This window comes from Bacillus cereus (genome assembly GCF_002577405.1).
GTDB lineage: Bacteria > Bacillota > Bacilli > Bacillales > Bacillaceae_G > Bacillus_A > Bacillus_A cereus_AU.
On sequence record NZ_NULR01000008.1, the window covers coordinates 90,174 to 103,195 of the forward strand.

Genomic DNA, 13,022 nt, shown 5'->3' on the forward strand with positions numbered 1-13,022 from the left:
TATACGTAATAATTCTATTAGTATAGCATGTTCTTACTGCAATTCGTCTTTTGAAATGTATCGATAAAAATGTGCTGTCGTTGTACTCATATACGGACTAAGCCAAAGAAAACCTATTCCAAGTGTCAAAATCGCTAAAATAACCCATCCTATAAAACTAAGCCATAAAAGAAACAAATCTAACTTATGTCCCTTCATAAGATGCTTACTTTCTTTCATTGCCTGTGACACACTATATTCTGGATTTTCAATCATCACATAGTACGTCAGCGCATAAGAAAAATACATCACAATCATGACAACAATTGAAATCGCTAATAGTACGAAGAAAGCAATTGCAAACGACGTATTCCCTTCCTCACCAAAAAATGCGAATAAGGCTAATAGCAACATTGGAATCCATGTACCTGTATATAATAGAATCGCAAGCATCGCCCACATCGTTTTCATCATTCTTTTAAAGCCACGAAATCCTTCGAATAAGTCATCTATCCTAGCTCTTTCTCGTTTACTAATCTGTAAAAATACATTTGTATAACCGTATGATGTAATACCATATGATGCATTACTCAAAATTATCATAATGCAATAAAGAATTCCAAATGTAATACCTGCCCCAATTGATAACGTTTCTTCTTCAACTGAACCAGTGACACTAACAAATAAGAAAAAAATAATAATTCCTGGAATTAAAAGTATGAGCATTGCAGCCAGTGCAACAACATAACTTAAAATAAAATATAAAATCGTTGATCCAACACCTAGTCCCCATTTTCCCTTTAAAGAATGCAACGCTTCTCGTTTCATTTCACCAATCATTTATTCATCCCCTTTATAAATTGTTGTACATTCTCTACTTATACAAGCATCAATACAATTATACCATTTTTGTAAAATTATCCATAAACCATACAAAAAAAATCCGTAAAGGCAAAGCCTTTACGGATTTTTTATTTCATATCGGAAACGTTTAAACGGTTCACAGCACGTTGTAATGCCATTTCTGCACGTCTAAAGTCAACGTGAGCTTGTTTATCTTGCATACGTTGCTCAGCGCGACGCTTCGCTTCATTTGCACGATGGATATCGATATGGTTTGCTTCTTCAGCAGATGATGATAATACAGTTACTTTATCTGGACGAACTTCGATAAAGCCACCGCTTACTGCTACATAATCAGTGTGTCCACCGTTTTTCAGACGAACTGCACTAATTTTTAATGGTGCAACAGTTGGAATGTGACCTGGTAAGATCCCCATTTCCCCACTCTCTGCTTTTACACTTACCATTTCTACTTCTTTTTCGTAAACCGGTCCATCAGGAGTTACAATACTGACTGGAAATGTCTTCATACTTCGTCCCTCCTAAGGCCTTACGCCATCATTTTCTTCGCGTTCTCAATAACTTCTTCAATGCCACCAACTAAGCGGAATGCATCTTCTGGAAGGTCATCATATTTTCCTTCTAGAATTTCTTTGAAGCCACTAACTGTATTTTTTACAGGTACGTAAGAACCTTTTTGACCTGTAAACTGCTCAGCTACGTGGAAGTTTTGAGATAAGAAGAATTGAATACGACGAGCACGGTGTACAACTAACTTATCTTCTTCAGATAACTCATCCATACCTAAGATAGCGATGATATCTTGAAGCTCTTTGTAACGTTGTAAAGTTTGTTGCACTTGACGTGCTACTTCATAATGCTCTTCTCCTACGATTTCCGGAGAAAGCGCACGAGATGTAGATGCTAATGGATCTACCGCTGGGTAAATACCCATTTGTGTTAAACGACGCTCTAAGTTTGTTGTTGCATCTAAGTGAGCGAACGTTGTAGCTGGTGCTGGATCAGTATAGTCATCGGCTGGTACATATACCGCTTGGATAGACGTGATAGACCCTTTATTTGTAGATGTAATACGCTCTTGTAATTGACCCATTTCTGTCGCAAGAGTTGGTTGGTAACCTACCGCAGATGGCATACGACCAAGAAGGGCAGATACTTCAGAACCTGCTTGCGTGAAACGGAAGATGTTATCGATGAACAATAGTACGTCTTGTCCTTGCTCATCACGGAAATGTTCAGCCATTGTTAAACCTGTTAATGCAACACGTTGACGTGCTCCAGGTGGCTCGTTCATTTGTCCGAATACCATCGCAGTTTTCTTAATTACGCCAGAATCGCTCATTTCGTGGTATAAGTCATTACCCTCACGAGTACGCTCACCTACACCAGCGAATACAGAGATACCACCGTGCTCTTGTGCGATGTTGTTAATTAATTCCTGAATTAATACTGTTTTACCTACACCGGCACCACCGAATAGACCGATCTTACCACCCTTAATGTAAGGAGCAAGTAAGTCTACTACTTTAATACCAGTTTCAAGAATTTCTACTTTAGTAGATAATTCTTCAAATGCAGGTGCTTGACGGTGAATTGGATCACGACGTACATCCGCAGGAACATCACCATCTAAGTCAATTGCATCACCTAATACGTTGAATACACGACCAAGTGTTGCATCACCAACTGGTACAGAGATTGCTTTACCAGTATCTTCTACTTCTGTGCCACGAACAAGTCCATCTGTGGAAGACATTGCAACTGTACGAACTGTGTCATCACCTAAATGAAGTGCAACTTCAAATGTTAAGTTAATGCTTGCTCCGTTTTCGTTGCTTTGTTTTACCGTAAGGGCGTTGTAGATTTCTGGTAGCTTTCCGCCATCAAACTTAACGTCTACAACCGGACCCATGATTTGCGTAACGCGCCCTTTATTCATCGGGTTCCCTCCTAGCTTTCTTTTAATTAGCCAACTTTCTAAAAGAAGTCGGCTTTTAATTTTTTTTATTAGTTTAGCTTACGCGACTCTTTTGACAGAGCCGCTTCCGCTTTTTATTGAATCTAGCTCCAGCGGTTAGAATGTTCGGTGGCTTCGCTTTTTCCTACGAGGCACAAATCGCCTCTACGTCAAAAGCTCCATCCCCCTCTCATTCTGAACGAACCGCTTCCGCTTTTTAATACTATTCTAACGCTGCTGCTCCACCAACGATTTCCGTAATTTCTTGCGTAATCGCTGCTTGACGCGCACGGTTGAATGAAAGTGTAAGTGAATCGATAACTTCCATTGCGTTGTCTGTAGCACTCTTCATTGCTGTCATACGCGCTGCGTGCTCACTTGCTTTACCGTCTAGTAATGCACCGTACACTAAGCTTTCTGCGTATTGTGGCAATAATACTTTTAAAATTTCTTCTTCAGAAGGTTCGAATTCATAAGATGTCGTCGGTTTGTCAGACGCCACATCAGTAAGCGGTAAAATTTTATTTTCCGTTACTTCTTGTGAAATTTTACTTACGTAATGGTTGTAGTAAATGTACAGCTCATCATAAGCACCATCTGCAAACATCGCAATTGCTCGAGAAGCAAGATCTTTAATATCAGTAAATGATGGGTGGTCAGATAGTCCAACTACTTCATCAATGATGTTAAAGCCGCGACGTTTTAAATAATCACGTCCTAGTCGTCCAAGCACAATAATAGAATATTGGTTTGAATCCATATTATGACGTTCACGAATTACGTTACTAACTGTACGTAATACGTTACTGTTATAACCACCTGCTAGTCCGCGATCCGATGTAATAACGATGTATCCTGTACGCTTTACAGGACGCGCATTTAACATTGGATGATTAATCCCTTTGCTTCCTTGCGCAATGCTCGCTACTACTTCTTGAATCTTTTCCATATACGGAACGAAAGATTTAGCATTTTGCTCTGCACGGTTTAACTTAGATGCAGATACCATCTCCATCGCTTTCGTAATTTGACTCGTTTTCTTTGTCGAGGTAATCTTCGCTTTTATATCGCGTAAAGATGCCACAGGTTTTCACCACCTTTTTTCCGGAAGTTGGCACGATTAGTAAGAATCCTCTTCCTAATCTACGTTGCAAGATATTCTTGCTCATGATTGAAGGAAAAGAATAGGTGCACCTACTCTTTTCCTTTACATGACCTTTAGCAATCTCAGAACCCGAGATGCCTTTATATATTATCTAGCTTCGGCGGCTTGTACGAACCGCTTCCGCTTTTATTTATTACTCAGAAGCTACGAATACTTTTTTAAATCCATTAATTGCCGCTGCAAATTTATCGTCATCCGCAAGTTTCTTAGTTGTGCGGATTTCTTCTAATAAGTCAGTCGCATTTGAATCTAACCAAGCATGGAATTCTTCTTCGAAACGAGTGATATCTACTACTGGGATATCATCTAGGAATCCACGTGTTAAAGCGTAAAGAATGATAACTTGTTTCTCTACACGTAACGGTTTGTGTAATCCTTGTTTTAGTACTTCAACAGTACGAGCACCACGGTTTAATTTCGCTTGTGTTGCTTTATCAAGGTCAGAACCGAACTGAGCGAACGCTTCTAACTCACGGTAAGATGCAAGGTCAAGACGAAGTGTACCTGATACTTTACTCATCGCTTTAATCTGAGCAGATCCACCAACACGAGATACTGAAGTACCCGCATCGATCGCTGGACGTACGCCAGAGAAGAATAAGTCAGATTGTAAGAAGATCTGTCCATCCGTAATAGAAATTACGTTTGTTGGGATGTAAGCTGATACGTCCCCTGCTTGTGTTTCGATGAAAGGTAGTGCAGTTAAAGAACCGCCGCCTCTTGCATCACTTAATTTTGCTGCACGCTCTAATAAGCGAGAATGTAAGTAGAATACATCCCCTGGATAAGCTTCACGACCTGGAGGACGACGTAATAGTAATGAAAGCTCACGGTAAGCCGCTGCTTGTTTTGATAAGTCATCATATACTACTAATACGTGTTTACCATTGTACATGAACTCTTCACCCATTGTTACACCAGCGTAAGGAGCTAAGTATAATAATGGAGCTGGTTGAGAAGCAGATGCAGTTACAACGATTGTGTACTCTAATGCACCGTGCTTACGTAGTGTTTCTACTACGTTACGTACAGTTGATTCTTTTTGTCCGATAGCTACATAGATACAAATCATATCTTCATCTTTTTGGTTAATGATTGTATCAAGTGCAACTGCTGTTTTACCTGTTTGACGGTCACCGATGATTAACTCACGTTGACCACGGCCAATTGGTACAAGAGCATCGATTGCTTTAATACCTGTTTGAAGTGGCTCATGAACAGATTTACGATCCATTACACCTGGTGCTGGACTTTCGATTGGACGAGTGTTTGTTGTATTGATTGGGCCTAAACCATCAACTGGTTGACCTAATGGGTTTACAACACGGCCGATTAGTTCTTTTCCTACTGGTACTTGCATGATGCGACCAGTACGACGAACTTCGTCACCTTCACGGATTTCTGTGTAAGGTCCTAAAATAATAATACCTACGTTGTTTTCTTCTAAGTTTTGTGCTAGTCCCATAACGCCATTAGAGAACTCTACAAGTTCACCAGCCATAACGTTATCAAGACCATGAGCACGCGCGATACCGTCACCAACTTGGATAACTGTACCAACATCACTAACTTCGATTTCAGACTGATAGTTCTCGATTTGTTGCTTTATCAGTGCGCTAATTTCCTCAGCTCTGATGCTCATGTGCTTCACCCCTATCTATTCTTCATTAATTCACGTTGAATACGTGCTAATTTGCCTTGTAAACTTCCGTCATAAATGCGATTTCCAATACGTACTTTAATGCCGCCTAGTAAATCTTCATCTACAACATTTTTCACGCGAATTGCATCTCTTCCCGTTCTCTTTGCAAATGCTTCTGCAATGTTAAGCTTCTCTTCTTCAGATAGAAGACGAATAGAATATACAGTTGCATCCGCTACGTTACGTTCTTCATTAGCAAGAACAACATACTCATCTGCAATTTCAGGTAAGATATCAATGCGCTTGTTATCAATTAAAATATATAACGTATTTAAAATTGATTCAGAAACAGATCCGAATACGTTTGCAAGAAACGTTTTCTTCTGCTCTTTTGAAATGTTCGGTTGCGTTAAAAAGCTATGTAGTTCTCCGTTCTTTACATAAACGTTTTGTACAAGGCGTAATTCCTCTTCAAACATTTCTAATACGTGTTTTTCTTTTGCAATTTTAAAAAGAGCGACAGCATAACGTTTTGCTACAATCCCATTGCTCATCGCGCTTCTCCTACTTCTTTAATATAATCGCGAATTAACTTCACTTGATCTTCTTCTTTTAATTCTTTTTCAATTACTTTAGAAGCAATTTGAACAGATAAAGAAGCAACTTGTTCTTGTAAAGCAGCAATTGCTTGCTCTTTTTCGCGTTGAATTTCTTGTACAGCAGATGCTTTAATTGACTCTGCTTCTTCTTTCGCAGCAGCAACAATAACATCTTTTTGATCTACAGCTTGTTTTTTCGCTCTTTCGATTAACTCTTGTGCTTCAACACGCGATTGTTTTAACATCTCACGTTGTTCTTCTACTAATTTCTTCGCTTCAGCGTTACTTCTTTCTGCAGCATCGATTTCATTAGTAACATGCTCTTCACGTTCTTTCATAATTCCCATTAAAGGACCCCACGCAAATTTGCGTAGCATTACTAATAGAAGTAAGAAAATGAACAATGTGTAAGCAATCGTTCCAAATGGAATGGAAGCCCCTAATAATAAAGTTGGCACAAGGATTCACTCCCTTCAAAATATCTAAATTGATCATATGAAAAAAAAAGACATACGTTTCGTTCATAAAGCAATGGCGAAGAAAGTTCAAAAAACACTCTTCGCCATCTATGTAAGGGGAGTCTCCCTTATTTGTTCATTACGATGAAAGCAATAACTACACCGATGATTGGAAGTGCCTCAACTAAAGCAACCCCGATGAACATAATTGTTTGAAGTGCGCCTTTTAATTCTGGTTGACGAGCAACACCTTCGATTGTACGTGATACGATAAGACCGTTACCAATACCTGCACCTAATGCTGATAAACCAATTGCAATTGCAGCTGCGATTACACCTAAACTCATTTAATTTGTCCTCCTTTGTATTATAAAAAAATAAATTTTTTCTTACTTAAATTATATTAATGGTCATGGCTTACTTTATGGGCCATATAAACCATCGTTAACATTACGAAAATAAATGACTGGATTGATCCAACGAATACACTGAATCCCATCCATGCTAACATCGGTACAAGTGCACCTAATGCTCCAAGAACTGATGCCCCGCCTAACTTAGCAAGTAATCCTAATAAAATCTCACCTGCATAAATGTTACCGAATAAACGAAGACCTAACGTTAATGTGTTAGCAAACTCCTCAATAACCTTTAATGGGAATAAGAATTTCATCGGTTGGAAATAACCTTTAATGTATTCTTTCGTACCCTTCATCTTAATTCCATAATAATGGGTGAGGGTAACTACCATCACGGCTAATGTTAATGTAACTGCTGGATCAGACGTTGGTGATCTCCACCATGCAATATGTTCGCCAGCCTCAACTGTTGAATACATGAATGGTAAACCAAGGAAGTTCGATACGATGATAAACATGATAAGCGTAACGCCAAGCGTTAAGAAACGTCCACCTGTTTTCCAGTCCATCGTACTATTGATAATCCCTTTCACGAAATCAAACACCCATTCCATGAAGTTTTGCATCCCGGTTGGGCGAAGGGCTAAACTGCGAGTTCCTATAACAGCGATTAAGAAAACAATAACTGCCGCTACAGTAACCATCATAACTGATGACAAATCGAACGTTAAACCTAGAAATTCAACTAATTTACCGTGTTCCACTAGTAATTCACCTCTCTTCCCTGCTCTTATACTCTAAATAAAGAAAATCTATGATCATGACAAGGTATCCTGTCAGCAATCCTACACCTAAGCCCCACATCGCAATTAACTCTTGATATTTGGCTGCAAATAAAATTAATAATCCAATCGTGGCGAATCTTGAATATGTACTTACCGCTGTCGCCTTAAACTTCACGTTTTCTCCGTTTGTTACGCGATCTAATAGCTTGTCTGTTCTACGTGCAATGATGCGCAAACTAAGAAAACTGAAAATCGTTCCGATAATCAGCCCAAGAAATACATCCTTGTAAGAGGTAAATCCCCATCCTAGCACTAGAAGCGCAAGCAAGTAGTACATATATTTCTTTTGTCTTTGGACAAGTCCATGTACGTCTATCATCATTGCTCTCCCGAATAGTAATGTTGAATGAGTCGAATCATTGCGTATATCCCTGTTCCTAACCCGAGTAATAACCCTATAATAAGAAACAATGGAAACGTTCCAACCTTATTATCAATCCATTGCCCCCCAAAGATTCCAATAAGAATAGAACCGACTAACTGAGCAAGAATTCCTGACATTAAAGCATATGCTTTTATATGGCTGCGATCGTTTTTTTGCAAGGATTCATCCCTCCAATATGTAACCCTCATTCACGATGTATTAATAATAACTCATTTTTCTGCATAAATTCTATACAAAATAAAAAGTTTACATTTTCGTCACGGAATAGATGTATTTTTGTCACTGAAAGCCCTACCATCTATCCCCGTTGTTAGCATACAATAGGGTATTAACAGTGTCAACGAGAAATCGTAAAAAATCAAAAAATTTGAGTATTAGTCATTTCCTCCCAAAAATGAAAACGTTCCCCTTCTAAATACTGGTTAGAGATATGCAATTTCTAACAGTTTTCTCTTTATAATAGAAGAAAATGTTCACAACTTTGTCACTATTATGTTTTTAAGATATAGCGCTTTCCTTCCATAATATAGTGTTCCCTAGACGTAAGACTTCTATATTATATGTGATGTGTATGTAACTTATGTTGTATACACCCTGTATATTTATCTTCCCCTCCCCCGCACGTTCTGGGTAAAAAAAAGACGAGCGGGGACTCCCCTCTCGTCTGTTGTCCTACTTCGTTCCGAATAAACGGTCACCAGCATCACCAAGACCTGGAACTACATAACCATGGTCATTTAATTTTTCATCTAATGCTGCTACATAAATATCAACATCCGGATGCTCTTCTTGTACCACTTTTACACCTTCTGGAGCAGCTACGATACACATTAATTTAATTTGCTTTGCACCGCGCTTTTTCAGAGAATTAATTGCTTCCGCTGCAGAACCACCTGTTGCTAGCATCGGATCTAGTACGATAAAGTCACGCTCTTCTACATCCGTTGGAAGTTTCACATAGTATTCTACCGGTTGCAATGTTTCAGGGTCACGGTATAAACCAACGTGTCCTACTTTTGCTGCAGGAATTAATTTCAGAATTCCATCAACCATTCCTAAACCTGCACGTAAAATCGGAATTAAACCAAGTTTTTTACCAGCGATCACTTTTGTTGTCGCTTTACTTACAGGCGTTTCAATTTCAATGTCTTTAAGTGGAAGGTCGCGAGTAATTTCGAAAGCCATTAAGCTTGCTACTTCGTCCACTAATTCACGAAAATCTTTCGTACCTGTATTCTTATCGCGAATATATGTAATCTTATGTTGAATTAACGGGTGATCAAATACATACAGTTTTCCCATGTGAATCTCTCCTTTAGATGATATTCATGCGTTCACACGCTTTTTTACACTATTTACGATTGTAAAGAAAACGCTACTAATATTCAAGGGCAAATTTGGCAAAATCATGATTTTACGATGAATCTATCTAGTATCTTTACCAATTATGGGAGCTGTATCCTTCATTATATCGCCAAAATTTATTCATCATTTGTATACATACTTTAAAAATGATATATGCCCAAAAAAAAGACTACCGAAACAATTACATTTCAGCAGTCTTTTTCAATCTATTATAGATCTGTATACATTGGGAATTTGCTTGTTAACGCTTCTACACGCTTACGTGCTTCTTCTAATGCAGATTCATTCTCATGATTTTTTAATGTATAAGCAATAAGTGCCGCAATTTCATCCATTTCTTCTAAACCGAAACCACGAGATGTCACAGCTGCCGTACCGATACGTACGCCGCTTGTTACAAATGGGCTTGCTGTTTCAAATGGAATTGTATTTTTGTTCACTGTAATACCAACTTCATCTAATACGTGTTCTGCTACTTTACCTGTAATTTCTAGGTTACGAACATCAATTAAGATTAAGTGATTATCTGTTCCACCAGAAACAAGTGTAAGCCCTTCTTTTTGAAGACCTTCAGCTAAGCGATTAGCATTGTTGATAATATTTTGTGCATATGTTTTGAAATCATCTTGAAGTGCCTCACCAAACGCAACAGCTTTTGCAGCAATTACGTGCATAAGTGGGCCACCTTGAATACCAGGGAAGATTGATTTATCAATTTGTTTTGCAAATTGCTCTTCACATAAAATCATACCACCACGTGGGCCGCGTAATGTTTTATGTGTTGTCGTTGTAACGAAATGTGCATGTGGTACTGGATTTGGATGTAAACCAGCTGCTACTAAACCAGCAATATGTGCCATATCAACCATTAAGTATGCGCCAACTTCATCAGCAATCTCACGGAATCGTTTGAAATCGATAACACGAGGGTATGCACTTGCACCTGCAACGATTAATTTTGGTTTATGTTCTTTCGCTTTTGCTAATACGTCATCGTAATTAATACGGTGAGAGTCAGCATCCACGCCATATTCTACGAAATTATATTGTACTCCACTGAAGTTAACAGGGCTTCCGTGTGTTAAGTGACCACCATGAGATAAATTCATGCCAAGTACTGTATCGCCTTGTTCTAAAATTGTGAAGTATACTGCCATGTTCGCTTGTGCACCAGAATGCGGTTGAACATTTACGTGCTCTGCGCCGAAAATTTCTTTTACGCGGTCACGTGCGATATCTTCTACTACGTCTACGTGTTCACAGCCACCATAGTAACGTTTCCCAGGATATCCTTCAGCATACTTATTCGTTAAAACAGAACCTTGCGCTTCCATTACTGCCTCGCTTACGAAGTTTTCCGAAGCAATTAACTCAATCTTTGAACGCTGTCTTCCTAGTTCTGCCTCAATTGCAGCAAATACCTTTTCGTCTTGACGTTTTAAATGATCCACCAAAATCCCCCTTTTCTGAACGAATTACATCGATTCCCAATAGTTTTTTCTCATTTATTCAGAAAAAACGAAAATTCAGGTTGTAATTCTTTCGAACATTCATGTTTTCAACTACATTCTAACATGACTTTCTATATCATAAAAGAAAAAAAAGACCGAAAATCGGTCTTTTCTTTCTTCTATTATAAAGTCAGACAACATACCTTTTATCTTACGATACAAAGCTATTATACGACTTCCTAATTTTTCATCTTTAACGGCAAGTAATCGTTTCTTCCTTCTCCGCATAAACAGCACGCGCTCCACCAATTAGTTTTCCACGTGTTTTCGCCATCGTTACATGTGCACTTCCAATTCCCTTCACACTTGTACGAATCGGAACCGCCACATGCTTTAAATGCATACCGATAAATGTATCACCAATATCCATTCCTGCATCCGCCTTAATAAACTCAATTACTACCGGATCTTTCAAATTGTGATACGCATATGTTGCTAATGCACCACCTGCTGATCTAACAGGCGTAACTGTTACAATTTCAAATTGATATTTCATCGCCACATCTCTCTCAACTACTAAAGCACGATTTAAATGCTCACAACATTGAAAAGCCAATTCGATACCTGTTTGCTCTTGAAATTGTTTTAACTCAGAAAAAATCGCTTCTGCCACTTCCATCGTTCCTGATGTTCCAATTCTTTCTCCTAGCACTTCACTCGTGCTACACCCCACTACAAAAATTTGACCACTTTGCAATGAAGCTTGTTCTTGGAAATCAGAAAGCGCGATTTGTAGCTGTTCTCTTACTTTTACGATTTCTGTCATTACGCCTCTTCCTTTCACAGGTTGGTTCACCAAATTATATTTCATACTGCTTCTAGTTAGAATCTATTACTTTGTTTCGTATGTTTTAATTTTTCCTACACGGTTTTCGTGACGTCCACCCTCATAGTCAGTTGTTAACCAAATTTTTGCGATATCACGCGCTAGACCAGCACCAATTACGCGCTCGCCCATTGCTAGCATGTTAGTATCATTATGCTCTCTCGTTGCTTTCGCGCTGAAAGTATCATGAACTAACGCACAACGGATACCGTTTACTTTGTTTGCTGCAATTGACATACCAATGCCTGTCCCACAAACTAAAATGCCACGATCTACTTCACCATTCGCTACCATTTCAGCTGCTGGAAACGCAAAATCAGGGTAATCAACAGAACCAGCTTCACATTCACAACCTAAATCAATATATTCAATATTTAGCTCTTCTAATAAACTTACAAGTTCTTTACGGATATTCATACCGCCGTGATCAGATGCTACTACTACTTTCATTTTTACCCCTCCAAAGTTTCAATCCATTATCTTCATTGTTCACTCCACTACCTTAATAGTAGGAAATGCTCTCCAATATCGTATTATACACGAAACATCAACCTTCTGAATGTTTTTTCAATAAAGTTTGCACAAGAGCTTCCATCTCTTTTAACGTCTCCTTATAAACAGAAAGAGAGCCTCCAAACGGATCGGAAATATCCTTACTTACACCTTCAGTTAATCCATATAGTGTATACACTTTTTCTTCATTATTAGGATAATGCCCAAGTATAATTCCCTTATGATTTTCTGTCATTGCTATTACAATATCCGCCCAATCAAGCAACGTTTCATTTATTTGCTTTGAAGCATGATCGATTGAAATTCCTTTTTCAATAAGTGCTTCTTTCGCATAAACCGACGCATCGCTCCCAGGATAGGCGAAAACACCAGCAGATTGCACTTCAAACTTACCTTCTCCATGATGACGAAGTAACGCCTCAGCCATCGGACTACGGCATGTATTTCCGGTGCAAACAAATAGTACTCGTTTCATCTAAACCCACCCCTTTTTTTCTGTTTCCTACCATTTATCATAGCGTACATTAGAATAGAACAAAAGAAATGTGAATATA

At 38.6% G+C, this 13,022-nt stretch carries 17 protein-coding genes; all 17 read right to left on the reverse strand.

Going from position 1 to position 13,022, the window contains the following annotated elements; all coding sequences use genetic code 11:
• Positions 1-33: 33 nt before the first annotated feature.
• Positions 34-819: a DUF975 family protein gene (locus COC96_RS11825; protein WP_098268219.1), complete on the reverse strand. Its 786-nt coding sequence runs from the start codon at positions 817-819 to the stop codon at positions 34-36.
• 131 nt (positions 820-950) lie between these two features.
• The gene (atpC, locus tag COC96_RS11830; RefSeq protein ID WP_000847215.1) at positions 951-1,352 is read right to left on the reverse strand and encodes a F0F1 ATP synthase subunit epsilon; all 402 of its coding nucleotides are present in this window, start codon (positions 1,350-1,352) and stop codon (positions 951-953) included.
• Positions 1,353-1,372: 20 nt separating this feature from the next.
• A complete protein-coding gene (gene atpD, locus COC96_RS11835; protein WP_001032589.1) occupies positions 1,373-2,782 on the reverse strand; it encodes a F0F1 ATP synthase subunit beta in 1,410 nt (469 codons plus the stop codon).
• A 241-nt stretch (positions 2,783-3,023) separates the two neighbouring features.
• Complete coding sequence (gene atpG / locus COC96_RS11840) at positions 3,024-3,884, reverse strand: F0F1 ATP synthase subunit gamma (protein ID WP_088231983.1); 861 nt, start codon at positions 3,882-3,884, stop codon at positions 3,024-3,026.
• 214 nt (positions 3,885-4,098) lie between these two features.
• On the reverse strand, positions 4,099-5,607 hold the full coding sequence (gene atpA / locus COC96_RS11845) for a F0F1 ATP synthase subunit alpha (RefSeq protein ID WP_000027521.1): 1,509 nt from the start codon (positions 5,605-5,607) through the stop codon (positions 4,099-4,101).
• A gap of 11 nt (positions 5,608-5,618) precedes the next feature.
• Positions 5,619-6,161 carry a F0F1 ATP synthase subunit delta gene (atpH, locus tag COC96_RS11850; RefSeq protein WP_097902981.1) on the reverse strand — a complete coding sequence of 181 codons (543 nt, stop codon included), beginning with the start codon at positions 6,159-6,161 and terminating at the stop codon, positions 5,619-5,621.
• Entirely contained in the window at positions 6,158-6,664 is a 507-nt protein-coding gene (gene atpF / locus COC96_RS11855; RefSeq protein WP_001142625.1) for a F0F1 ATP synthase subunit B, read from the reverse strand. The genes atpH and atpF overlap by 4 nt, the downstream gene beginning before the upstream one ends.
• 128 nt (positions 6,665-6,792) lie before the next feature.
• Complete coding sequence (gene atpE, locus COC96_RS11860) at positions 6,793-7,011, reverse strand: F0F1 ATP synthase subunit C (protein ID WP_000052064.1); 219 nt, start codon at positions 7,009-7,011, stop codon at positions 6,793-6,795.
• Between the two features lie 56 nt (positions 7,012-7,067).
• Entirely contained in the window at positions 7,068-7,787 is a 720-nt protein-coding gene (gene atpB / locus COC96_RS11865; RefSeq protein ID WP_088231980.1) for a F0F1 ATP synthase subunit A, read from the reverse strand.
• A gap of 7 nt (positions 7,788-7,794) precedes the next feature.
• Positions 7,795-8,187, reverse strand: coding sequence for an ATP synthase subunit I (locus tag COC96_RS11870; protein ID WP_000567600.1), 393 nt, complete (start codon positions 8,185-8,187; stop codon positions 7,795-7,797).
• Entirely contained in the window at positions 8,187-8,411 is a 225-nt protein-coding gene (locus tag COC96_RS11875) for an AtpZ/AtpI family protein (protein ID WP_141436271.1), read from the reverse strand. The genes COC96_RS11870 and COC96_RS11875 overlap by 1 nt, the downstream gene beginning before the upstream one ends.
• A 26-nt stretch (positions 8,412-8,437) precedes the next feature.
• Entirely contained in the window at positions 8,438-8,551 is a 114-nt protein-coding gene (locus COC96_RS11880; RefSeq protein ID WP_097902984.1) for a DUF4024 domain-containing protein, read from the reverse strand.
• 374 nt (positions 8,552-8,925) lie between these two features.
• Positions 8,926-9,555: a uracil phosphoribosyltransferase gene (gene upp / locus COC96_RS11885; protein ID WP_000517536.1), complete on the reverse strand. Its 630-nt coding sequence runs from the start codon at positions 9,553-9,555 to the stop codon at positions 8,926-8,928.
• Between the two features lie 272 nt (positions 9,556-9,827).
• Complete coding sequence (gene glyA / locus COC96_RS11890; RefSeq protein WP_141436272.1) at positions 9,828-11,069, reverse strand: serine hydroxymethyltransferase; 1,242 nt, start codon at positions 11,067-11,069, stop codon at positions 9,828-9,830.
• Between the two features lie 253 nt (positions 11,070-11,322).
• Complete coding sequence (locus COC96_RS11895; protein ID WP_098268220.1) at positions 11,323-11,940, reverse strand: TIGR01440 family protein; 618 nt, start codon at positions 11,938-11,940, stop codon at positions 11,323-11,325.
• Between the two features lie 21 nt (positions 11,941-11,961).
• Complete coding sequence (rpiB, locus tag COC96_RS11900; RefSeq protein ID WP_000869917.1) at positions 11,962-12,405, reverse strand: ribose 5-phosphate isomerase B; 444 nt, start codon at positions 12,403-12,405, stop codon at positions 11,962-11,964.
• 97 nt (positions 12,406-12,502) lie between these two features.
• Positions 12,503-12,943 carry a low molecular weight protein arginine phosphatase gene (locus COC96_RS11905; RefSeq protein ID WP_098268221.1) on the reverse strand — a complete coding sequence of 147 codons (441 nt, stop codon included), beginning with the start codon at positions 12,941-12,943 and terminating at the stop codon, positions 12,503-12,505.
• Positions 12,944-13,022: the final 79 nt, after the last annotated feature.

Bases quoted from the DNA above. Each gene is read 5' to 3' on its own strand.
- COC96_RS11870 (WP_000567600.1), bottom strand. From the start codon at position 8,187: ATGATAGACGTACATGGACTTGTCCAAAGACAAAAGAAATATATGTAC.
- rpiB (WP_000869917.1), bottom strand. From the start codon at position 12,405: ATGAAAGTAGTAGTAGCATCTGATCACGGCGGTATGAATATCCGTAAA.
- atpE (WP_000052064.1), bottom strand. From the start codon at position 7,011: ATGAGTTTAGGTGTAATCGCAGCTGCAATTGCAATTGGTTTATCAGCA.
- atpH (WP_097902981.1), bottom strand. From the start codon at position 6,161: ATGAGCAATGGGATTGTAGCAAAACGTTATGCTGTCGCTCTTTTTAAA.
- COC96_RS11880 (WP_097902984.1), bottom strand. From the start codon at position 8,551: ATGGTAGGGCTTTCAGTGACAAAAATACATCTATTCCGTGACGAAAAT.
- atpD (WP_001032589.1), bottom strand. From the start codon at position 2,782: ATGAATAAAGGGCGCGTTACGCAAATCATGGGTCCGGTTGTAGACGTT.
- atpC (WP_000847215.1), bottom strand. From the start codon at position 1,352: ATGAAGACATTTCCAGTCAGTATTGTAACTCCTGATGGACCGGTTTAC.
- upp (WP_000517536.1), bottom strand. From the start codon at position 9,555: ATGGGAAAACTGTATGTATTTGATCACCCGTTAATTCAACATAAGATT.
- COC96_RS11825 (WP_098268219.1), bottom strand. From the start codon at position 819: ATGATTGGTGAAATGAAACGAGAAGCGTTGCATTCTTTAAAGGGAAAA.
- atpA (WP_000027521.1), bottom strand. From the start codon at position 5,607: ATGAGCATCAGAGCTGAGGAAATTAGCGCACTGATAAAGCAACAAATC.
- COC96_RS11905 (WP_098268221.1), bottom strand. From the start codon at position 12,943: ATGAAACGAGTACTATTTGTTTGCACCGGAAATACATGCCGTAGTCCG.
- COC96_RS11895 (WP_098268220.1), bottom strand. From the start codon at position 11,940: ATGAAATATAATTTGGTGAACCAACCTGTGAAAGGAAGAGGCGTAATG.